15 protein-coding genes are annotated in these 23281 nt (G+C 63.3%); 10 read left to right on the top strand and 5 right to left on the bottom strand.

Translation table 11 applies throughout. The features are described from left to right. The first annotated feature begins 27 nt into the window (after positions 1-27). The 5 genes from QD408_RS11060 to cueR all read left to right on the top strand — a co-directional run bounded on the left by QD408_RS11060 (position 28) and on the right by cueR (position 13287). Positions 28-5493 carry an MG2 domain-containing protein gene (locus QD408_RS11060; RefSeq protein ID WP_414139337.1) on the top strand — a complete coding sequence of 1822 codons (5466 nt, stop codon included), beginning with the start codon at positions 28-30 and terminating at the stop codon, positions 5491-5493. Next, positions 5493-7574 (top strand): penicillin-binding protein 1C, encoded by a 2082-nt coding sequence (gene pbpC / locus QD408_RS11055; protein ID WP_414139336.1) that lies wholly within the window; start codon positions 5493-5495, stop codon positions 7572-7574. Before QD408_RS11060 ends, pbpC begins: the two co-directional genes overlap by 1 nt. A 60-nt stretch (positions 7575-7634) precedes the next feature. Next, positions 7635-10244: a malto-oligosyltrehalose synthase gene (gene treY / locus QD408_RS11050; RefSeq protein ID WP_414139335.1), complete on the top strand. Its 2610-nt coding sequence runs from the start codon at positions 7635-7637 to the stop codon at positions 10242-10244. A 115-nt stretch (positions 10245-10359) separates the two neighbouring features. Then, complete coding sequence (locus QD408_RS11045) at positions 10360-12888, top strand: heavy metal translocating P-type ATPase (RefSeq protein ID WP_414139334.1); 2529 nt, start codon at positions 10360-10362, stop codon at positions 12886-12888. A gap of 9 nt (positions 12889-12897) precedes the next feature. Beyond that, a complete protein-coding gene (gene cueR, locus QD408_RS11040; RefSeq protein WP_088683544.1) occupies positions 12898-13287 on the top strand; it encodes a Cu(I)-responsive transcriptional regulator in 390 nt (129 codons plus the stop codon). A 5-nt stretch (positions 13288-13292) separates the two neighbouring features. Here the strand turns inward: cueR and QD408_RS11035 are convergent, their stop codons facing one another. Continuing rightward, positions 13293-13601, bottom strand: coding sequence for a hypothetical protein (locus tag QD408_RS11035; RefSeq protein WP_088683545.1), 309 nt, complete (start codon positions 13599-13601; stop codon positions 13293-13295). A 186-nt stretch (positions 13602-13787) separates the two neighbouring features. Between QD408_RS11035 and QD408_RS11030 the strand changes: the two genes are divergently transcribed. The 3 genes from QD408_RS11030 to QD408_RS11020 are packed head-to-tail and all read left to right on the top strand — an operon-like array spanning position 13788 to position 15812. Next, the gene (locus tag QD408_RS11030; protein WP_414139333.1) at positions 13788-14327 is read left to right on the top strand and encodes a sigma-70 family RNA polymerase sigma factor; all 540 of its coding nucleotides are present in this window, start codon (positions 13788-13790) and stop codon (positions 14325-14327) included. Continuing rightward, complete coding sequence (locus QD408_RS11025; RefSeq protein ID WP_414139332.1) at positions 14314-15081, top strand: anti-sigma factor family protein; 768 nt, start codon at positions 14314-14316, stop codon at positions 15079-15081. The genes QD408_RS11030 and QD408_RS11025 overlap by 14 nt, the downstream gene beginning before the upstream one ends. A 20-nt stretch (positions 15082-15101) precedes the next feature. Next, entirely contained in the window at positions 15102-15812 is a 711-nt protein-coding gene (locus QD408_RS11020) for a Bax inhibitor-1/YccA family protein (protein WP_088683548.1), read from the top strand. A gap of 172 nt (positions 15813-15984) precedes the next feature. On the opposite strand, the gene QD408_RS11015 is transcribed toward QD408_RS11020, so the two are convergent. The 4 genes from QD408_RS11015 to repA form a co-directional block, all read right to left on the bottom strand. Further along, positions 15985-17118: an RHE_PE00001 family protein gene (locus QD408_RS11015; RefSeq protein ID WP_414139331.1), complete on the bottom strand. Its 1134-nt coding sequence runs from the start codon at positions 17116-17118 to the stop codon at positions 15985-15987. A 180-nt stretch (positions 17119-17298) separates the two neighbouring features. Next, on the bottom strand, positions 17299-18513 hold the full coding sequence (gene repC, locus QD408_RS11010; protein ID WP_414139330.1) for a plasmid replication protein RepC: 1215 nt from the start codon (positions 18511-18513) through the stop codon (positions 17299-17301). 155 nt (positions 18514-18668) lie between these two features. Beyond that, positions 18669-19664, bottom strand: a complete 996-nt coding sequence (repB, locus tag QD408_RS11005) for a plasmid partitioning protein RepB (RefSeq protein WP_414139329.1) — start codon at positions 19662-19664, stop codon at positions 18669-18671. Further along, positions 19661-20857, bottom strand: a complete 1197-nt coding sequence (gene repA, locus QD408_RS11000) for a plasmid partitioning protein RepA (protein ID WP_414139328.1) — start codon at positions 20855-20857, stop codon at positions 19661-19663. Before repA ends, repB begins: the two co-directional genes overlap by 4 nt. 203 nt (positions 20858-21060) lie before the next feature. Here repA and cobF point away from each other — a divergent pair, with 203 nt between their 5' ends. Both cobF and cobG read left to right on the top strand, forming a co-directional pair. Then, complete coding sequence (gene cobF, locus QD408_RS10995) at positions 21061-21825, top strand: precorrin-6A synthase (deacetylating) (RefSeq protein ID WP_414139327.1); 765 nt, start codon at positions 21061-21063, stop codon at positions 21823-21825. Positions 21826-21897: 72 nt separating this feature from the next. Further along, positions 21898-23280 (top strand): precorrin-3B synthase, encoded by a 1383-nt coding sequence (cobG, locus tag QD408_RS10990; RefSeq protein WP_414139326.1) that lies wholly within the window; start codon positions 21898-21900, stop codon positions 23278-23280. The last annotated feature ends 1 nt before the right edge of the window (position 23281 follow it).

The following is a 23281-nucleotide window of genomic DNA, read 5'->3' as shown; positions in this document are numbered from 1 at the left end:
TCAGAGCCAGCATTCCGGGGGGAACCTATGTCCGTGCGCTCGTTCTTCGCTTTCGCTGCAATCGCATTTTCCACGATCGCCATCAGCTTTCCCGCCACCGCGGCGGACACCAAGCGCGACATCCAGACGATCAAGGACGCCGATTTCTTCGGCTTCGATCTTCGCACCGAGCAGAATGTTTCGCTCGACCAGTGCAAGACCTCCTGCATCGGCGACAAGAGCTGCAAGGCCTTCACCTACAATCCCAAGGTGAAGTGGTGCTTCCTGAAATCCGACTTCAAGACGATGAACGCCTTCCCCGGCGCCATCGCCGGCAAGATCGTCGAGACAGCGACTCAAAAGGAACCGGATATCGGGGCGCCGCCACGCCTGACCTTCCTGACGAACGATCTCATCCAGCAGGCCCACGACTTCAAGGACAATCTTGCCCTGACCGACGGCCAGCAGGGCCAGGGGGTCGACAGCCTGACGGCCAACGCTCGCCTCGACATGACCGCCAACAACCTGACCGACGCGCTGATCGCCTTCCATGGCGCACTGTCGATCACGCCGGATGATGGTGATCTCTGGCTCGAAACCGCCCGCGCCGCAATTTCGTTCGGCAGTTCCGAGAGCAGCATCACGGGCCAAGCCGTGCTCGACGCACTGAACGGCTACGAGCTGACGCGCACGACGGCCAAGCGGGCCGAGGCGCTCGCCGTCCTTGCCAATGCGCTGGAACGAAACGGCAATTACCGTCCGGCGCTCGACGCCTACAAGGCGAGCCTGGCGCTCGTCGGCGCCAAGGATGTGCAGGCCGCCTACCTGCAGCTGAAATCGACGAAGGGCTTCCGCATCACCGAACATACGGTCGACGCCGACAGCGCCACGCCGCGCGCCTGCGTCACCTTCTCCGAAGCGCTCGTCAAGACCACCGACTACACGCCCTTCGTGACGCTGAACGGCGCGGCGCCGAAGGCGGTCGAAACCAAGGGCAAGCAGATCTGCGTCGAAGGCCTGACGCATGGCGAGACCTACAAGATCGCCTTCCGTACCGGCCTGCCGTCTTCAGTCGACGAGGTGCTCGACGCACCCGTCAGCATCGACGTCTACATCAAGGACCGCACCCAGATGGTGCGCTTCACCGGCGACAGCTTCGTGCTGCCCTCGACGGCGCGGCGCGGCATCCCGATCGTCTCGGTCAACCTCGCCTCGGCCAACCTGAAACTCTATCGCATCGGCGATCGTGGCATTGCGCCGCTGCTGACGAATTCGCAGTTCCTGAGCCAGCTCGACGGCTACAGCGCTCAGAACATTCAGGACCAGAGCGGCGAACTCGTCTGGCAGGGCTCGATCGAGATCGCCAACGAGCTGAACAAGGATGTCGTCACGAGCTTCCCCGTCGACGAAGCCCTGCCCGAGCGCAAGCCCGGCATCTACGTGATGACCGCAACGGCAGGAACCGGCCCGTCGCAGGAGTGGGATTCGCAGGCGACGCAATGGTTCCTCGTCTCCGATATCGGCATCACCACCTATGCCGGCACGGACGGGCTCAACGTCTTCACCCGCTCGCTCGCTTCGCCAAAGCCGATCGCGGGCGTCGAACTGCAACTGCTCGCCAAGAACAACGAGGTGCTCGGCACCGCGACAACAGACGAAAACGGTCGCGCCACCTTCACCGCCGGCCTGATCCGCGGCACGGCGGCGCTGACGCCCGCCGTCATTGCCGCCAAGAACGGCACGTCTGACTATGTCTTCCTCGACATGACGCGCGCCGGCTTCGACCTTTCCGACCGCGGCGTGACCGGCCGCGCCGCACCCGGCGCGATCGACGTGCTGACCTTTACCGAACGCGGCATCTACCGCGCCGGCGAGACGGTGCATGCGCAGGCGCTCGCCCGCGACACCGACGGCAACGCCATCGAGAACCTGCCGCTCACCTTCATCTTCAGCCGCCCCGATGGCGTCGAAGACCGGCGTATCGTCAGCCAGACCAGCAATCTCGGCGGTTATTCCATCGATTTCCCGACCCAGGAAAACGCCATGCGCGGCACCTGGACGATGAATATCTATACCGACCCCAAGGGCACGGCGATCGCCACCAAGAGCTTCCTGGTCGACGATTTCGTGCCGGATCGCACCGAGATGGAGATCAAGACCGAAGCCAAGGAAATCGGTCCCGATACCCCGGCGACGATCACCATTTCCGGCAAATATCTCTATGGCGCTCCGGCAGCCGGCCTGACGCTCGAGGGCGACGTCGTCGTCAAGCCGACGCGCGAGAGCGCCGATTATAAGGGCTTCCTCTTCGGCCTCGCCGACGAGGAGGCGAGCGAAGATTCGCGCCTGCCGATCGACGGCCTGCCCGAACTCGACGAGAACGGCGAAGCCTCGACCGACCTCACGATCAGCGACCTGCCGGCCACGACCCAGCTTCTCAACGCCACGGTCTATATGCGCATGCAGGAGGCAGGCGGGCGCGCCATCGAGCGCTCCCTCGTCATTCCGGTGAAGAACCAGGGCGCTTCGATCGGCATCAAGCCGGAATTTTCCGACGACCTGCCTGAAAACTCGATCGCCAATTTCACGGTGATCGGCGTTAATGCCGACGGCCAGAAGCAGGAAACGAAAGGCTTGCGCTGGAAGTTCTACAGCCTCAATCGCGAATATCAGTGGTATCGCGAGGGAACGGCGTGGAAATACGAGCCGGTCTACACAGCCGAGCAGGTCGCCAACGGCAGCGTCGACGCGACGATGGACGGCGGCAAGATTTCCGTGCCGGTGACCTGGGGCCGCTACCGCCTCGAAGTGGAAAGCCCGGATGTCGACGGCCCCACCTCCAGCGTCGAATTCGAGGCCGGCTGGTTCGTGGCCTCGACCTCCACCGAAACACCCGACGGGCTGGAAATCGCCCTCGACAAGGACAGCTACAAGGTCGGCGAGACGGCCAAGCTGAAAATCACCTCGCGCTACGGCGGCGAACTGATGGTGACGGCCGGAACCGAAAAGCTGGTCGCCGTGCAGAACGCCACGATGGGCGAGACCGGCGGCGAGGTCGACATCCCGGTCACATCCGATTGGGGCGCCGGCGCTTATGTGACCGCCACACTCTTCCGCCCCGGCGACGCCCAGGACAGCCACATGCCGATGCGCTCGATCGGCGTCAAATGGCTGAAGGTCGATCCCGAACAGCGCGCGCTGCAGGTGGCGCTCGACACGCCTGAAAAGATGCTGCCGCGCGGACCATTGAACATCGGCCTGCAGGTGACGGGCGCCGGCGCCAACGAGGATGCCTATGTGACCGTTGCCGCCGTCGATGTCGGCATTCTCAACCTGACCCGCTACGAACCGCCGAATCCGGAAGACTGGTATTTCGGCCAGCGTCAGCTCGGCCTCGAAATCCGCGACCTCTACGGTCGCCTGATCGACGGCTCGCTTGGTGTGACCGGCAAGCTCCGGACCGGCGGTGACGGCGGTGCCGTGGCGCTGCAGTCGAGCCCGCCGACGCAGAAGCTCGTCGCCTTCTTCTCAGGCGCGGTGAAGCTCGACGCCGAGGGCAAGGCCAATGTCTCCTTCGACATTCCGCAATTCAACGGCACGGCGCGCGTCATGGCGGTCGCCTGGTCGAAATCAGGCGTCGGACACGGCGTCAAGGACGTCATCATCCGCGATCCCGTCGTGGTGACGGCAAGCCTGCCGAAATTCCTCGCTCCTGGCGACAAGGCCAATCTGCGCCTCGACATCGCCAATACCGATGCGCCGGCCGGCGACTACAAGCTGCAACTGACCGGCAATGATGCCGTCGGTATCGACCAGGCTTCCGTCTCGCAGACGATCCGCCTCGAAGCCGGCGCGAAATCCGAGTTGACGCTCTCGCTCGTCGGCAAGCAGCCGGGGGCCGGCAGCGTCTCGATCAACCTCTCCGGCGCCTCCGGCCTTTCGCTTGATCGGACGGTCGACGTGCCGGTCCGCCCCTCCTCCTTGCCGATCACCCAGCGCAGGGTGCTGGCGCTGAAGCCGGGAGCAAAACTCACCGTCGATAAGAACCTGCTGGCCGACAGCGTGCTGCCGGGCGCCTCGATCAGCGTCAACGTCACGCGTTCAGCCGCCTTCGACATTCCGGCACTGCTGATGACGCTCGACCGTTACCCCTTCGGCTGCGCCGAGCAGACGACCAGCCGGGCGCTGCCGCTGCTCTACCTTGCCGAAGTGGCGAAGCAGGCCGGTATCGAAAACGACGACGACGTGCGCCAACGTGTCCAGGATGCGATCTACCGCGTGCTTTCCTATCAGGCGTCCGCCGGCAGCTTCGGCCTCTGGGGCCCTGACTCAGGCGATGTCTGGCTCGATTCCTACGTCACCGATTTCCTGACGCGGGCTCGCGAGCAGAAATACGACGTGCCGGAAAGAGCCTTCGTGCAGGCGCTGGAAAACCTGCAGAACACGCTGTCCTACACCACCGACATCAAGGGCCAGGGCGATCAGATCGCCTACGCCATCTACGTCCTTGCCCGCAACAAGAAGGCCGCGATCAGCGATCTGCGCTATTATGCCGATACGATGATCAACGACTTCCCGACGCCGCTCGCCAAGGCGCATATCGCCGCCGCGCTAGCGCTTTACGGCGATGCGCAGCGTTCGAAGAACATCTTCCTCGATGCGCTGCAGATGTCGGAACAGTCGATGGTCTCACGCGTGAACCTGTCGCGTACCGACTACGGCACGATCCTGCGCGACGGCGCGGCGATCCTGGCGCTCGCCGCCGAAAGCCGGCCGGTGCCGCCGGTCATTCCGGAACTTTCCAAGGCCGTCGCCAAGGAATGGGGACGCAGCAAATACAAGAGCACCCAGGAAGAGACCTGGATGCTGCTTGCCGCGCGCGCCATCCAAGGCGGCGATGACGACCTGAAAATCGACGTCAACGGCGCCTCGCACAGCGGCGCCTACATGGCGCGAATGAGCGGCGATGCCCTTGCCGGCCATCCGCTGACGCTGACCAACCAGACGAACGACGCCGTTTCGACGGTTGTCACCACCGTTGCCGCCCCGACGGTGCCGCTGCCGGCCGGCGGCGACGGCTTCACCATCGAGCGCAGCTATTACACACTCGACGGCGAGCAGGCGAATGTCAGCGACGCGAAGCAGAACGAGCGCTATGTCGTCGTCATCCATGTGCGGGAAACCAACGACTGGCCTTCGCGCATCGTCATCACCGATCTTCTGCCGGCAGGCTTCGAGATCGACAATCCGAACCTCGTCGACAGCGCCCAGATGACCAATTTCGACTGGATCGGCGAAATATCGGCCGCCCATACGGAATTCCGCTATGATCGCTTCGTCGCCGCCTTCAACCGCGCGTCGGGCGACGAGCGCGAATTCAACGTCGCCTATGTCGTGCGCGCCGTCACTCCCGGCACCTACGATCATCCCGCGGCAAGCGTCGAGGACATGTACAGGCCCGAGCTTTCGGCCCGCACGGCGACCGGCAAGATGGAGGTCGTGACGGCACAATAATGGGGCTGTGGCGCAAGTTTGCGATCGGATCCGCCGCTGGCGTCATTCTCGCCGGCGCGGCTCTTTTCGCGCTCGACGCCGCCGACCGGGCCTTTCCGCCGCCACTCGACAAGGCGGATGTGATCTCCGCCGAGGTCCTGGATGCCGATGGGCAATTGCTGCGCGCCTTCGCAACGTCGGAAGGCCGCTGGCGGCTGAAGACTGTTGTCGCCGACGTCGATCCGCAATTCCTGCGCATGCTGATCGCCTATGAGGACCGGCGCTTCCATGACCATGGCGGCGTCGATCCCTTCGCGCTTGGGCGCGCAAGCCTGCAGTTCATCAGCAATGGCCGCATCGTTTCCGGCGCCTCGACGCTTTCGATGCAGGTGGCGCGGCTGATCGAGCCGCGCCCGGAACGCACGTTTTCGGCAAAACTCCTGCAGCTTGCGCGCGCGGTGCAGATCGAGCGGCGGCTCTCAAAGGAACAGATCCTCGACCTCTATCTCACCCACGCGCCCTATGGCGGCAATCTGGAGGGCGTGCGCGCCGCAAGCCTTGCTTATTTCGGCAAGGAGCCGCGACGCCTGACGGTCGCAGAAGCCGCTCTGCTCGTCGCCCTGCCGCAATTGCCGGAACGGCGCCGGCCGGACCGTAATCTCAAGGCGGCGCAAGAGGCGCGCAAGCGCGTGCTCGACCGCGTCGCCGTGGCTGAAGTCGTCGGCGACGGCGAGGCGGAGCGGGCCGAGGGTGTCGCCATTCCCATGCGGCGCATGCAATTGCCGGCGCTCGCCGCCCATGTCGCCGAGGCGGCAACCCGCAAGGAACCTGCGGTCCTCAAGCACCAGACGACATTGAAGAAACAGGTGCAGCAGGGGCTGGAGTCGGTCGCGCGGGCCGCGGCTATGAAGCTCGGGCCGAAGCTTTCGCTCGCCATGGTGATGGCGGATGCGCAGACAGGCGAGATCATCGGCGAAGTCGGCTCGGCCGATTATTTCGACGCCAGCCGCTCCGGCTGGATCGACATGACACGCGTCAACCGTTCGCCGGGCTCGACGCTGAAGCCCTTCATCTACGGGCTCGCCTTCGAGCAGGGCCTCGTCTCCCAGGAGACGATCATCGAAGACCGGCCGGCCGATTTCTTCGGCTACCGGCCACGCAATTTCGACATGAGCTACCAGGGCGACGTCACCGTGCGCGAGGCGCTGCAGCTCTCCCTGAACGTACCGGCCGTCAAGCTGCTCGACGCCGTCGGGCCGTCGCGGCTGCTGGTGCGCTTCCGCCGCGCGGAGGTGCGCCCTGCTTTGCCGCCGAACGAAACGCCGGGGCTGGCGATCGGTCTCGGCGGCGTCGGCATCACGCTGAAGGATCTGGTGCAGCTCTATACGGCGCTCGCCAATCGCGGCCAGCCGGCAAGGCTCGGAGACGGCATCACCGGTGTACCCGGCAAGATCGACGGCGAGCCGATGCTGGAGCCGGTCTCAGTCTGGAACGTCGCCGATATCCTCTCCGGCGTCATCCCTCCGGCCGGCGCGCCGCAGCGCGGCATCGCCTACAAGACCGGCACGAGCTATGGCTATCGCGACGCCTGGTCGGTCGGTTATGACGGACGCTATGTGCTCGGCGTCTGGGTCGGCCGGCCCGACAACGGCGCCGTGCCCGGCTTGACCGGCTACGGCACCGCCGCGCCCATCCTGTTCGAGGGTTTCGCCAAATCGGGCATCGCGACGACCCCGCTGCCCCGCCCGCCCGCCGGCGCCGTGCGCATCGCCCAATCCGAGCTGCCGATCAGCCAGCGGCGTTTTGCGCTGAATGCCAGCGGCCTGCTCGTCGCCTCCGGCCGCGAGGCCGCGCCGCAGATCGTCTATCCGCCCGAGGGCGCCCACATCGATCTCGGAGCCGGAGCAGGCGACCTGTCGCCGCTGATGCTGAAGCTGCAGGGCGGCCGCGCCCCCTTCCGCTGGCTTGCCAACGGCAAGCCGCTGCCCGATCTCTCACGCCGGCGCACCCAGCAATGGCTGCCGGATGGCGGCGGCTATTCGAAACTGACCGTCATCGATTCAACCGGCCGCGCAGCAAGCGTGGGCGTTTTCATCGACTGAGGGAACAAAAACGCGGCCGCAACCGTTGAAGAAGGCCCCACTCCAACGGCAGGCGGCCTCATGACACTTCCGACCGCGACCTACCGGATACAATTCCGCAACGGCATGACCTTCGATCGCGCCTGCGGCCTCATTCCCTACCTCAAGACCCTCGGCATCAGCCACCTCTACGCCTCGCCGATTTTTACCGCCGCCAGCGGCTCGACCCACGGCTATGACATCACCGATGCCAACGAGATCGATCCGGCGCTCGGCGGCCGGGCAGGCTTCGACCGGCTGACGGAAAGCCTGGCTTCGGCAGGGATGGGGCTGATCCTCGACATCGTACCGAATCACATGGCCGCCTCACCGGAAAACGCCTGGTGGCGCGATGTGCTGGCCTTCGGCCGGCAAAGCGCCTATGCCGGCCACTTCGACATCGACTGGAGCGAACCGCTGACCCTGCCGCAGCTCGGCCAGGATTTTGATCGCGCGCTCGACGCCGGCGAGTTGCGCCTCGTGCTCGACGAAACGCACGGCAACCTCGCCTTCGCTTATTTCGAGACGCTGTTGCCGCTGAACCCCAGCAGCTACGGGGCGGTCGCAAACCGGCTCGACGATCCGGTTGCAACGAGAATGGCGGAAGCTGCGGCCGTGACATCAGGCGAGGGCTTCCGCCGCGCGATGCGCGACATCCTCTTCGAAGGCGGCGATCGGGCGGTTCTGCGGCAGAAGCTCGAGGATGTCTCCTCCGATCGAGATTTCCTCGAAAGCCTGCACGAGGGGCAGCACTGGCGGCTGACCCACTGGAAGGAGGCGGCGCGGCATCTGACCTATCGCCGTTTTTTCGAAGTGACCGGCCTGGTCGGCACCCGTGTCGAAAATCCCTCGGTGTTCGAGGAGATGCACCGGCTGGTGATCGAGTTGGTGCGCCAAGGCAAGGTGCAGGGCCTGCGCATCGATCATGTCGACGGGCTTGCCGAGCCGAAAGCCTATCTCGACCAGCTACGGGCGGCGGCTGGGCCGGACATTTACATCGTCGTCGAAAAGATCCTCGGGGCGAGCGAGGTCCTCCCGGAGAGTTGGCCGGTGGCCGGCACCACGGGATATGAATTCATCGCCGCAATGAGCGAACTCTTCATCGATGGCCGCGGGCTGCGCATATTGGACGATGCCTATCGCAGCATCGCCGGCGAAGCGGCTGATCTCGATGAGGGCCGGCGGATCGCCAAGCGGCTGATGGTGGAACGCAATTTCGCCGGCGAGACCGACAGGCTGGTATCGATCGCCGCCGGCATCTTTCCCGAGGAGAAACGAGACGAGATTGCCGGCGCGCTCAGGGAACTGCTGATCGCCTTTCCCGTCTACCGCACCTATGGCGACGGCGGCCCGCTGACTTGGCAGGATTCGGCCGTGCTTGCCGCAACCGCATCGCAGGCCATGGCACGCCTGGATGATCGACGGGCGCTCGACCATGTGCTGAAACTTCTCGAAGGCAAGGTCGAAGGCGATGCAGCCCACGAGTTCCGCATTCGCTTCCAGCAATTGAGCGGGCCAGTGATGGCGAAGGCGACCGAGGACACGCTGTTCTACCGCTATAACAGGCTGCTCGCCGCAAACGAGGTGGGCGGCGAACCCGGCAGGGCGCCGGGTGGCCCCGAGGAATTCCATCGTCGGATGGCGGAGCGCGCGCGGCTGCAGCCGCATGGCCTGTCGGCAAGCGCCACCCACGACACCAAACGCGGGGAGGATGCCCGCGCGAGGCTCTATGCGCTCAGCGAAGGCGCCGATGTTTTCGTACAGGCGGTGGCGCGCTGGCGGGACATGAATCGGTCCTGGGTGAAGGATCTGCCTGAAGGCGCGGCCCCGGAGCCGAATGTCGAGTGGATGCTCTATCAGGCGCTGGCCGGCGTCTGGCCGGAGGATTTCGACAGAGGACAGACGGAAGAGCTTCGCGAACGCTTTACCGCCTATGCTGGGAAGGCGGTGCGCGAGGCAAAGCAGCACAGCGACTGGATGGACCAGGATACCGCGTATGAGGAGGCGGTCACGGCCTATGCGGCGGCGCTGGTATCGCCCGAGAATGACGCTTTTCTCGAAGATTTCGAAAAGGTGCTGCAGCCGTTCATCGCGGCGGGTTATCTTAACAGCCTGTCGCAGACGCTCCTCAAGCTGACCGCTCCCGGCATTCCCGACATCTACCAGGGCGCAGAAGGTTTCGATTTCAGCCTCGTCGATCCCGACAACCGCCGGCCGGTCGAGCACGAACGGCTGAAGGCCTGGCTCGATGAAGCCGGACCGATCGCGAAACTGCAGGCGGCGGCGTTGAAGCAGCGCATCATCGCAATCGGCCTGCAACTGCGCCTGCGGCACCCGGCCCTCTTCGCCAGAGGTGACTACCTGCCGCTGAAAGTGACGGGCAACCGGCGCGACCATGTTCTTGCTTTCGCCCGGGTGCACAATGACGAGTTCGCAATCACCGTGGCGCCGCGGCTGATGTTCGGCTGGCTCGATCCCGGCGTTCTCTTCGCCGGTCCGGAATTCTGGGAAGATACGGCGATCGCCATACCCTCCCCTCTTCACGGGTTGAAGGCGGATCTGGTAACGGGAAAGACCATCGAACCCGGAGGCAGCATCTCCGTCGCCGCCTTGCTCGGCAGCCAGCCGGTCGGATTGATCAGCCCGATCTGAGCGTTGAACTTCCCAGACGATTTAAAATTCGGCTCTCCAAATTAGGGCTTGACCTTCCAGTTGCTGGAAGGTGGATAAGCCTATCTGACTGCCCTTCCGGGCACAGGAGATAGGCATGAATACCAATCACGAACACGATCATCATCATAACCACGCCCATGGCGGCAATGGCTGCCATTGCGGCCACGACCATCAGGAGAAGACCCCTGACATGGTGATTCGGGATCCTGTCTGCGGCATGACCGTCGATCCGCAGGGCGGCAAGCCATCGCTCGATCATGCGGGCCGGGCCTATCATTTCTGCTCGGAGGGCTGCCGGACGAAGTTTGCCGCCGCGCCGCAGGATTATATGACCGCGAAAGACCCTGTCTGCGGCATGAGCGTCGACCGCTCGGCCGCGAAACATTTCCTGAAATTCGAAGGTGAGAAATTCTACTTCTGCTCGGCCGGCTGCCAGGCAAAGTTCGAAGCCGATCCATCAGCCTATCGGAACGGCAGCCGTCCGGCGGCAAAGGCGGCGCCGAAAGGCACGCTCTATACCTGTCCGATGCATCCGGAGGTCGTCAGCGACCGTCCCGGCGACTGCCCGAAATGCGGCATGGCGCTGGAACCGATGGGCGTTCCTCCTGCCGACGAGGGCCCGAACCCAGAACTCGTCGATTTCACAAGGCGGCTCTGGGTGAGCGCCATCCTCGCAGTGCCGCTGCTTGCGCTCGGCATGGGTCCGATGCTCGGCCTGCCGCTTCGCGAAGCGATCGGTGAACCGCTGGCGACATATATAGAACTCCTGCTGGCGAGCCCCGTGGTGCTCTGGGCCGCCCTGCCGTTCTTCCGCCGCGCCTGGGCGTCCCTCGTCAACCGCAGCCCCAACATGTGGACGCTCATCGGTCTCGGCGTCGGCACGGCCTATGTCTACAGCGTCGTCGCCACGCTTGCGCCCGGCATCTTCCCGATGGACTTCCGTGGCCATGGCATGGCCGTGCCCGTCTATTTCGAAGCGGCCGCCGTCATCGTCGCGCTCGTCTTCGTCGGCCAGGTGCTGGAATTGAAGGCACGCGAGCGCACCGGCTCGGCGATCCGCGCCCTGCTCGACCTTGCGCCGAAGACGGCGCGGCGTATCCATGCCGATGGCAGCGAAAACGACGTGCCGGTCGACGAGATCCAGACCGGTGACCGGCTGCGCGTGCGCCCCGGCGAGCGGGTGCCGGTGGACGGTTCCGTCCTCGAGGGCCAGTCGACGATCGATGAATCGATGATCACAGGCGAGCCTCTGCCCGTCGAAAAATCGAAGGGCGATGTATTGACCGGCGGCACGATCAACAAGAACGGCACCCTCGTCATGACGGCTGAGAAGGTCGGTGCGGACACGGTGCTGTCGCGCATCGTCGACATGGTCGCCAAAGCGCAACGCTCCCGTGCGCCGATCCAGGGCGCGGTCGACCGGGTATCCGCCTTCTTCGTGCCGGCGGTCGTCATCGTCGCCATCCTTGCCTTCCTGGCCTGGGCCGCAGTCGGGCCGGAGCCGCGCATGGCGAATGCGCTGCTTGCCGCCGTCGCGGTTCTGATCATCGCCTGCCCCTGCGCGCTGGGCCTGGCAACGCCGATGTCGATCATGATCGCGACAGGGCGCGGCGCCGGGGAAGGCGTGCTGATCAAGGACGCCGAAGCGCTGGAACGCTTTTCCAAGGTCGATACGCTGATCGTCGACAAGACGGGCACACTGACCGAGGGCAAGCCGAGGCTGACCGATATCGTCGCCTTCGGCAGCGTCGAAGAAAGCCGGCTGCTGTCGTTGGCGGCAAGCCTGGAGCGCGGCTCCGAACATCCGCTGGCCGAAGCGATCGTTTCCGGCGCTGAGGAACGCGGTGTTCCCTTCGTCGACGTCACCGGCTTCGAGGCCAGGACCGGCAAGGGTGTCCAAGGCATTGCCGGCGGCACGACAGTGGCGCTCGGCAATGCCGCGATGCTCGCCGATCTCGGCATCGATCCGGCAGCACTTGCCGAGAGGACCGACGCGCTGCGCGGCGGCGGCAAGACGGTGATGTTCGTGACGCTCGACGGTGCGCTCGCCGGCCTCGTCGCCGTCGCCGACCGGATCAAGCCGACGACGGCCGCTGCCATCAAGGCGCTGCACGACAGCGGCCTGAAGATCATCATGGCGACAGGCGATAATGAGCGCACGGCGCGGGCGGTGGCAAAAAGCCTCGGTATCGACGAAGTGCGCGCCGACGTGCTGCCGGAAGGCAAGAAGGCGCTGATCGACGAGCTGCGCGCCAAGGGCGCGGTCATCGCCATGGCCGGCGACGGCGTCAACGATGCGCCGGCACTTGCCGCGGCCGACGTCGGCATCGCCATGGGCACCGGCGCCGATGTTGCGATGGAGAGCGCCGGCATCACATTGGTGAAAGGCGATCTCACCGGCATCGTCAGAGCACGGCGGCTGGCGGAGGCGACGATGCGCAACATTCGTGAGAATCTCGGCTTCGCCTTCGGCTACAATGCCCTCGGCGTTCCCGTCGCGGCCGGCGTGCTCTATCCCGTCTTCGGGCTGCTGCTATCGCCGATGATCGCCGCGGCGGCGATGAGCCTCTCGTCCGTCTCGGTGATATCGAATGCGCTGAGACTGCGCTTTGCAAAACTATAGGAGACGGCGATGAATATCGGCGAAGCATCGGAGCGGTCAGGCCTGCCTTCGAAGACGATCCGCTACTATGAGGATATCGGCCTCATCCGCCCCGAAAGGGGCGGAAACGGCTACCGCGACTATGACGCGGCCGACGTCCACAAACTGCGCTTCCTGCAGCGCTCGCGCGGCCTCGGCTTTTCCGTGGAGGAATGCCGGCAATTGCTGGCGCTTTACGAGGACAGGGGTCGGGCGAGCGCCGACGTCAAGGACATCGCCCAGATCAAGCTTGCCGAAATCGACCGCAAAATCCGCGAACTGACGGAGCTGCGGCTGACGCTGGAGCACCTCGTACATGCCTGCCATGGCAACGACCGGCCGGACTGCCCGATCCTAGAAGAGCTTTCAGACGGCGGCTGACCAGTTCAGGACAACCGGCGCGTGTTCTGGTTGGCCGCCGGGATAGAGGCGACCGGTTCATCGGGCTCCTCGTCTTCGCCGTCATCCAGCACGCCTTCATCCAGCCGATGCTTGATCGCGAGCGCATAGATCACGTCGAGAATGTTGCGGTCCCTGAGATGAGGATCGGTGAGCGCGAGGAGCGAGGCCCGGACGATCTTCTTGCTGGTGGCCTTCGGGCAACGCGCCTTGACGAAATCATAGAGCGCCTGATCCGTCAGCCCTTCCATGGCGCCGTCCACGAGAGCCTCGTAGACCCGCTTCTTTTCCTTCATTCCTTGTTTTCCCCTTCAAATCAGCGCGCCATGATCTGTCATGTAATTGTCATAAACAATCGCCGATTTAAGGTGCATGTCCACTGGAGAAGGATATTTTGATTATTTTTCAGGCAGCGGCCCTCTGCCCGTACGATTTTTTTCTTTCGCTGGAATAAAATCCATCGCACATCCGTATACTCAATCATGGAACGCAAAGAACGCCCCTTCGACGTCATCGGTCAGCTTGCCGCGCTGAGGCGCTATGCCCGCTCGCTGGTGCGCAGCTCGGACGAGGCGGAGGATCTGGTGCACGATGCGCTGGTGCGCGCCTATGAGAAGCGTAAGAGCTTCCGCAGCGGCGGCAACCTTCGCACCTGGCTTCTTTCCATCCTGCACAATGCCCACATCGACCGTCTTCGCCGGAACCGGTCGCTGACGCGCCGCCACGATGAGGCAGCCGTCGAAGCAGAGCAGTCTCTACCGGCGGGCCAGGAACATGCCGTGCGCCTGCAGCAGGTGCGCGACGCCTTTTTCGACCTGCCGGAGGAACAACGCGAGGCGCTGCATCTCGTGGCGATCGAAGACCTTTCCTATAACGAAGCCGCTCAGGCGCTCGGCATCCCTGTGGGTACGCTGATGTCCCGCATCTCCCGCGCCCGCGCGCAGCTGCGTGAATTCGAGGAGAAGACGCCGCGTGTTTCGCATCTGAAACTAATCGGAGGCAACGGCAATGAAAGCGATTGATCCGATCCTCGACGCCGATCTTGACGCCTATGTGGATGGCGAGCTCGACGTCGCCCGCCGCATCCAAGTGGAATCCTATCTTTCCGACCACCCGGCAATTGCCGCCAAGGTCATGGCCGACCTCAGCATGAAGGGTGAACTGCGCCTGGCGCTCGCCGGCGAAAGCGCCTTCGGCCGCGCCGAGACCCGCGACGCCGCCCGCCGGCTGGAACGTGGCCTTTCCTATGGCCGCATCTTCCATTCGATGCAGCGCATCGCCGCCGTCGGCATTCTGATTGCCGCCGGCTGGGTGGCGCACAATTCCTTCGGCGCCTTCTCGGCGACCGAGGTTGCGGCTTCCGTTCCGGCACCCGCCTATGTCGAAGACGCGGTTCGCGCCTATCAGACGGTGACACTGCGCGAATCGATGCCGTCACAGAAGCCGACCATCTCCAGCGCCGACGACATTCGCGCCGCCACGGCAATCGTGATGCCGGAACTGCCGAAGGACTGGAAGGTCGCCGACGTGCAGATCTTCCCTTCCGAATTCGGTCCCAGCGTCGAAATGGCGATCGAGGAAACGAATGGAAAGCGGCTTTCGCTTTTCGCCGTCCGGCCAGGCGCTTTCGAGGTCCAGCCGGTCAGCCATGTCGCGCTCGAAAAAACCGAAGCTGCCTATTGGCAGATCGGCGAAGTCGCTTATGCGCTGATCGCCGACGATAGCAGCTTCAATCTCGATCAGGCGGCCGAGCGGCTCGCCCGCTCGCTCTACTAGTTCAAACCGAGGAGATCAGCATGAACCCGATCAATTCCCGCTACGGCGCCGCGGCCGGCACCCAGGCGCTCTTCGACGAGGGCCTGCGCCAGCATATGCTGCGCGTCTACAACTATATGGCTCTCGGCCTCGTCATCACGGGCCTCGTCGCCTTCGTCGTCGGCTCGACGCCGGCCCTCTACGTGCCGCTCTTCGGCTCGCAGCTGAAGTGGGTGGTGATGCTGGCACCCCTCGCCTTCGTCTTCTTCTTCTCCTTCCGCATCCAGACGATGTCCGCCAGCACGGCGCAGCTTACGTTCTGGGCCTTCTGCGCCGTGATGGGCTTGTCGCTCGCCTCCGTCTTTCTGGTCTTCACCAAGACGAGCATCGCGCAGACCTTCTTCATCACCGCTGCGATGTTCGGCTCCATCAGCCTCTACGGCTACACGACGAAGCGTGACCTCTCGAAGATGGGCTCGTTCCTGATGATGGGTCTCTTCGGCATCATCATCGCCGGCATCGTCAACATCTTCCTGGGTTCGAGCGCGCTGCAGTTCGCGATCTCCGTGATCGGCATCGTCGTCTTCGTCGGCCTCACCGCCTACGACACGCAGAACATCAAGGAACAGTATTCGGAGAACTACGATCAGGAATCGAACCAGAAGCTCGCCGTCTTCGGTGCGCTCTCGCTCTACCTGAACTTCGTCAACATCTTCCAGCTTCTGCTCAACTTCACGGGCGAGCGGGAATAAGGACCGCGCTTCTGGGGGCAATGGAAGCGCAAGAGCGCCCGGTCTGCAATCTGTGACAGGATGGCAGATCGGGTGCTCACCTAAAAGGAGATGGCCGGGCTCGATGCCCGGCCGTCTTTGTTTTATGCATGTCGTTGCCCCAAAACCGCGTCACACTTTTGGGTGACATGCGTCAGATGATGCCCCAGGCGCGATAGCGGCCGCGGCCGGTGATTTCGCGAATGCCGATCTCGTTGACCAGGTTCAGCGCGCCGCGCGGGGTGATGCGGAGATGACGGGCGATCATCGCCGCCGAAACCATCGGCCGCGACAGGATGAAATCGGCAAGCTCGGGCAGGCTGCTGTTCGAACGGCGACCGCGAAAGCGCAGCTCCATTTGCGTGCGCGCCAACGTCAACCGATCGATCTCCTTCAGGCCGGCCGCAGCCCCCAGATGCATCGCCTCGAGGAAAGCCTGCAGCCGTGTAGCCCGGTCACGCGCACGACGGCGCTCGTGGCGCACCAGCTTCAGCCCGCCGAAAAAAGAAAACAGATGCGAGGCGACCTTGCCGCGGGCGCGCAGATGGCTTGCAACCAGGAGACCGCCGAGCCAGTGCTGACGCCGCAACGGCTCGATCCTCTCCCAGGCTTCGAAGAGAATGGCCGCGCCAAGAACCGGCGGCAAGGCCTCCGCCAGAGGCAGCACGCTCCGCCACTCCGCAAGCCGCTGTTCCTCGTCCCATTCATCGTCGCCGAGCAAGCCGAGCGGATCGTCGTTTCGCTGCGTTGCGGGAGTTGCAGCCGGTTCGCTTGCGGGCGCCTTTCCCGCATGGATATCGAGGAGCTTCTGTGAGCGCGCGAGAAGCGCATCGATCTCCGCCAGTTCGGCAGCAAGCGGCGCATCCTCGTCCTCGCCATCTTCGCCTGTCTCGATTTCAGCGTCGGGCCGCTTCGTTTCCTGTGCGCTCCCCTCCCCTTCCCCGAGCGTCGCAGTCAAAGTCGCAAGGCCCGAGGTTCCAAGGGCCCAGGAGGGTTCGCCGGTCCATATGCGGCGGCGTGTCCGCAACACGGAATGGGCGATCGTCAACTCGTGGCTCGGAGCTCGGCTATCCATGTGCGCATCGTGCAGAACGAGATCCTCGACATGCACGAGCTCACCGGCCACCCAGAGCGCGCCCGCCGCATCGAAGAAATGGCTGCGCTCGGCAAATCCCTCACCCACCGGGGAACGCAGCACTCGCTCGTCCAGCCGCGCAATCGCATCCTCAGCGGCGGCGATGGCCGGAAGCAGGCTTTGCAGCATTGCACCGTCAATGTCGTAGCGCATTGTTAACCTTTACGGTTTTTCACAAATGGAAGCAAAACGAACGTTTTGTTCCGCCATCTATGACATGGTTAACGTCGTTTTTCAATGAAAGCGCTGGGGAGAAAGCGGTTGAAGTGGCGAAGCGCCGGCCCGCATCTCTCCTTAACCGCCGCAGCTGGTGTGAAACTTTTTGTTGCCGGCTCATCCGGTTTTCCTCGTTGCCGGACCATTTGCCCGCATCAATGCCATCAGCATCGGCCCGAGCGAGAACTCGCCGCGCTCCGCCCGTCGCGTCAGATCACGCAGATAGCCGCCGGCCGAGTTGATATGCCCGCCCCTTTCCAGAATGCAGGCGATCACTGTCGCGGCATTTTCCGGCCCCATGACATCGCATGCCTGCTGATAAGCGCTGGGGCTGACCCCAAGAGTGGAACGGACGATGACGGCAGCGGCCATCAGATCCCGCCAGCTGCCGATTCCGCCGCCCGGCCCATAAGCGGTGATCTCGGGGCAGGACTGCAGCACCATGGAAAGAGGGAAAGATTTCGGCGGCTCACGCCACGGCTGCGGTTCTTCCTCCGGCTTCGCGCCCTGCTTCGTTCCGAAGCTTGGTTCAAGTTCAGATATGGGGTGTGGGTTTGAATTATGTATGTGCCGACCGTTTTGGCTATCATTGGCGTCTGTTTTTTCTGTTTTCGTTTTCGTTTCCAACGTCTTGACGATCATTGCACGGAACGCTTCGAGATCTTCCAGCAAAGTTTCCATCTCGGCCGTCGACGGACGACGTGGCAGACTGGCCGAAAGCAGGTTGAAATGCCTCTGCATATCGAGCCATTCACCCGCAATTCCTTCTTCCAGCGCGATCTCGATGAGTTTGGCTATATCACGCCGGCAGAGCGTCAGACGCTCTCTCAGGCGCTTCCATTCGAGTTTGGCAGCAACCACCTGCGCCGCCTGCGCCTCGATCTCGCGGGCGCGGACAAGGAGCGGCGCCACGCTGAAGCCGAAGGCCTCTCCAAGCCCGCCCTCACCGTTCCGGCGGGCGAAGCGTTTTCCATTCGGGCTATCGCGCCGGATGATCAGGCCTGCCTCGACCAGCATCGCCAGGTTCCGCCGCAGCGTCGTGCCGGCCATGCCGTGCGTGCGCAGCGAGAGCTGCTCGTTCGAGGGGAAGACGACGAAGCCGTTGGCCTCGGCAATCTCGTTTCTCGGATAGAAGGTCAACAGCGCGTTGAGAACAGCCAATGCGCGATCGGATACGCCGACCATGTCCTTTGCTTCGCAGAGCGCGCGAAAGATCTTCCACTTGTCGACCGACGCATCCGGATCGACCTTGCTGGCGTTTTCCTGACTTGCCAGCATGCCAAGCGTCATCGATCGCCGCCCAAAGGGCGTCGATACATATTGAGGCTCCATGTCCCTCACCTTTTTTCAAGGCAAAAGAAATCTTACCACCCAAAAGGATGCCGAAGATGCTTGACAGTGATTCGAGGAAGTGCGATTCTCAGATTGTCCAGATATGAGAAAGGCTTCCGCGACGGCAACGTTCGGAGGCTTTTTTCTTTTGCGGCCTACTCTCCTGCTTGCAACTTGCCGGCCCGATAGGCTTCGTAAAGCTCATCAAGACGGCGTGAAATGTAAGCGCCGAAATCCGGCGCATCGCCGGTTTTCAACGCGATCGTGAAGGAATTGCCGGCGCTCTTGATCCGGCCGGCAATCTTGCCGCCGCTCTTCGGCTTCCAGTCATATTCCGTGGGCTCGGTTTTCGCTTCTTTCTTGGCGAGCTCGCCAACCAGAAGCTCGAATCGGCGGTCGCTTTCTTCCGCCATGAAACGTTCCGAGGCGACGAGCTTCGCTAGCCGCGCCGCTGTCGCCCCATTCCAATCCTGGGCAAGCGCCATCCATTTGCGGCGGCCGATGCCGGGTGCCGCTCCAACCAGCCTGACGATGTCGGCGGGGATCGCCTTTGCGACGGATATCAGCTTCGAAAGCTCCGTCTTGTCAGTCGACAGCGCCTTCATGATAACGGGACGCTCAAACCCTTTAAATTCCAGATTGAGCGCAAAGACCGCGCGCTCGATATAGGAAAGGTTTCGGCGCGCCGAATTCTCAATCCCCTGCGCGATGACGACATCGGTATCGTCGAGCTTGCGGACGATCGCCTGCACCTTTCGCCCGAGCAGCTTGACGGCCTGCAGGCGGCGATGGCCGTATGCGATCTGGTAGCGGCTCTCATCGTCGGGATGCCGGCGAACCAGGATCGGCACTTCCTGTCCGTTCTCGGCGATCGACTGCACCAGCTCGTCCTCGGCATCGAGAGGCTGATCGGCAAGACGGTCACGAACGAAGGAGGAATCGATCAGCTCGGGGTCGAGCTCGACGATGCGCTCGCCGGAAAGCAAGGCCTCCTCCATCGCCCTGCTCTCTTCTTCCATCCGGCCAAGGGTCAGCGCCATCGTCCGAACCGGACCGGCAGCTCCGCGCACAGAAGGTTCCTCATAGTTGGCCGCGGCCAACTCCTGCGCCGTATCGTCGAAAAGACCTTTCAGGCGATCGCGTCTGCTCATGTGCGGCCCCAGGCTTTGTGAATGCCGGCAAGAACCTCGCCGTTGGCGGCATTGACCGATTCCAGCGCCCGGTCATATGTCGAGCGTCGCACCTGCCCCTTCTCGATTTCGAAAAGCGTCTGCTTTGTCAGGCCGGCATCGGCAATCGCCGTGGATTTGAGAATGGTGGCCGTCAGCACGTCGTCGCCGAAGAGGCTGCGAAGCAGCGCCACGATCTGCGACTGCGGCGCATCGAAAGGCTCGTGACGGGTGACGATATATTTGATGAAATCATGTTGTAGATCGCCGCCGGCCTTGCGCACGACGGAGAGCAGATCCGAGGTCATCAGCAGGAATTGCGACATGGAAGCGACATCGACCATCTGCGGATGGATGGTGATCAGCAGCGACGTTGCGGCGCAGACCGCGCCAAGCGTGAGATAGCCAAGCTGAGGTGGGCAGTCGATCACCACGACGTCATAATTGGCCTCGACCTCGGCAATAGCGACGCCGACGCGACGGAAGAACAGCTCGGCCGGCTTCTGGCGGTCATTCAGCGCCCTCGGTGTCTCATGCTCGAACTCCATCAGTTCGAGATTGCCCGGCACCAGATCGAGCCCGTCGAAATAGGTCTTGCGGACAATGTCCTTCAGCGGCTTGCGAGCCGCATCGTAGCGGATGGCGCCATAGAGCGTATCGCCATCGGAAAGATCGAATTCCGGCTGGACGCCCAGCATCGAAGAGAGCGAGGCCTGCGGATCGAGATCGATGGCAAGCACCCGATACCCTTCCAGCGCCAGATACTGCGCCAGATAGAGCGTCGTCGTGGTCTTGGCCGAACCGCCCTTGAAATTGGTAACGGCAACCGTCTGCAGCTTCTCGCCGGGGCGCCGCCAGGGAAGATAGGACAGCGCGTCCTTCGGCTTGAGCTTTGCCATATAATGGCGCAATTCATTAATCTGGCCGAGCGTATAGGAGCGGCGGCCATTCTGGGAAAGTTCCGGCTGCGGGCCCTTGCCATCCAGCGAAAGCTGGCGAAGATAGCCATCAGATACGCCGATCATCTGGGCGGCTTCGCCGGAAGAGAATGTGCGCAGCGTCTTCTGCGAAAGCGGCGGAAACAGCTTGTCGCGGAGGAGCTTCAGTTGCCGCGAAAGCTGGTTCGCATGCCGCTCGATCCGCACATCTGTCGTCGATACGCTAATGTTGTCCAAAACACCCAATCCTTTTCGATGCGCTTTTCTGTCAACATAGCGTCAAAAAGCGTATCGAAAGTGACACGATTCGGGATTTACGGCAACAATAGGGGCCGGAGGGCCATCCCCGGCCCAGTTGGCCGCGGCCAACTCCCCTGCCCTGCCCTTGCTACGGCCCGGCTTTTCTGCAAGACCGCCATGACTCACAGGAGAGTATCGGCTTGAAGCACATCAATATCATCGGCATCGGCACGGGCAACCCGGAGCACGTCACCATACAGGCCATCAACGCGATGAACGCGGCCGACGTGATCTTCCTGCCGGTCAAGGGTATCGGCAAGGAAGAACTCGCCGAGATCCGCCGCGAGATCTGCGAACGATATATCACGCGGTCCGGGATCCGGATCTCAGAATTCGCAGTGCCGCAAAGGCAGACGGCGGACAAAAGCTACGCGCAAAGCGTCGACGCTTGGCATGGAGAGATCGCCGGCATCTATGGAGAGCTGATCGCCAGCCTCACCGATGGCGGCAGCGGCGCCTTTCTGGTCTGGGGCGATCCCAGCCTCTATGACAGCACGATCCGCATCATCGAACGCGTGCGGCAGGATGCCCGCCTGGATTTCGATTATAGCGTCGTTCCCGGCATCACCAGTATCCAGGCCCTGGCGGCCAGTCACAAAATCCCGGTCAACCTCGTCGGCAAGCCGGTTGAGATCACCACCGGGCGCAGGCTGGCGCGGGACGGGCTCCAGGCGGCCACAACGGTCGTCATGCTCGACGGCGAACAGGCCTTTGCGAAAATCGACGATCCCGATGCCGAGATCTTCTGGGGCGCCTATCTCGGCACCGAGGATGAGATCGTCAGATCCGGGCGGCTCGGCGATATCGCGGCCGATATCCAGGAGCTGAGGGCCGAAGCCAGGCAACGGCACGGCTGGATCATGGACATCTACCTTCTGCGCAAGGGGCGGGATTTCGAGGAATAGCCGAGCCGACCGTTTCCATCATGTTTTGCCGCACCCGCCGCGATCCTGTAAGAAACGGACAGAGGATGAAGAATGGGCACAGAGACCGCCAAGGCGATCGACAGGAGAGATGCGACGGACGGCGATCATCGCGCGGCGGCGAAGACGCGCGTGCGCGGCGCCTGCCCCGCCCTCGCCGCGCCGATGCCGACGGGCGACGGCCTGCTCGTGCGGCTGCGGCCGGCCGGCGGCGCATTGACGCTGTCGCAGCTTGCTGCACTTGCCGGCTCCGCCGCTGCGCATGGAAACGGCATTCTCGAGATCACCGCCCGCGGCAATCTGCAGATCCGCGGGCTACGGGCCGAGACCGTCGGTCAGCTTGCTTCCGATATCGAAGCCGCCGGGATCACCGTGCCGAACGGACCGGCGATCGAAATCTCGCCGCTGCACGGCATCGATTCGGAAGAGGCAGGCGATCCGGCGGCAATGGAGCTGGCATTGCGCAGTGAACTCTGTGAGCCGCTCGCTTCGCCGCGGCTTGCGCCGAAACTGTCGATCGTCATCGATGGCGGCGGAGCATTCGGCTTGTCGGCGCTTTCCGCCGATATCCGTGTCGTCGCGCAACCCGACGCAGAATGGCTCGTTGCGATCAACGGCGACGGCGAGACGGCAACACCGGTCGCGATCGGCCCCGCAGAGACAGCGATATCAGCCGTTGGCGAAATTCTGAGCCTGCTGGTAGTCCTCGGGCAGAGCAGACGGGCGAGGGATATCGATCCGGCGCTTCTGCGGGCGCGTTTTCCCACCATGGATACCGTCCAATTTCGTCCGTCCCGTAAGGCAAAGACATCGCTTGCCGGCTCGCACCGGCTGAAGGACGGAAAACACGTGCTCGGCGTCCGGCCGGAATTCGGGCAGATGAGGGCGCCCGATCTAACTGCTCTGCTCGATGACGCAAAAGCCTGTGGCGCGGCGGCCGTCAGGCTTGCGCCCGATCGCGGCTTCTTCTTCACCGGGTTTCCGGCAGAGGCCGCGCCGGCTCTGCTGACCGCCGCGAGCAAACATGGCTTCACAACCCAACCCGGCGAAAAAAGCGAATATATCGCTGCCTGCGCAGGTGCGGGCGCCTGCGGCTCGGCCTTCTACGAGACGAGAATTTTGGCGCGCCGCCTCATGGCCGCAGCACCCGTTCTCTTCGATGGCTCGCTGACGGTCCATCTCTCCGGCTGCTCGAAGGGCTGTGCCCATGCCCGGCCCACGCTGACCTTGACCGGATCGGCGGATGGTTACGACCTCATCCTCAATGGACTTGCTGCAGGTCAACCGGACGAACGGATCGCTGGCGGTCGGATCGATTTCGCTATAGAGAGGCTCGCCCGGTCCATTGAAGACAACAGAGGCGCTGGCGAATCGGCTGCCGCCTGCCTTACACGGCTTGGCGCAACCGGCGTTTCTAAGGCGCTGCGACAGGAATAAG

The sequence above is a fragment of the Rhizobium sp. BR 249 genome (genome assembly GCF_047445895.1).
Lineage (GTDB): Bacteria > Pseudomonadota > Alphaproteobacteria > Rhizobiales > Rhizobiaceae > Rhizobium.
The sequence above is the reverse complement of the archived record's forward strand: the minus strand, read 5'-3'. Positions and strand labels throughout refer to the sequence as shown.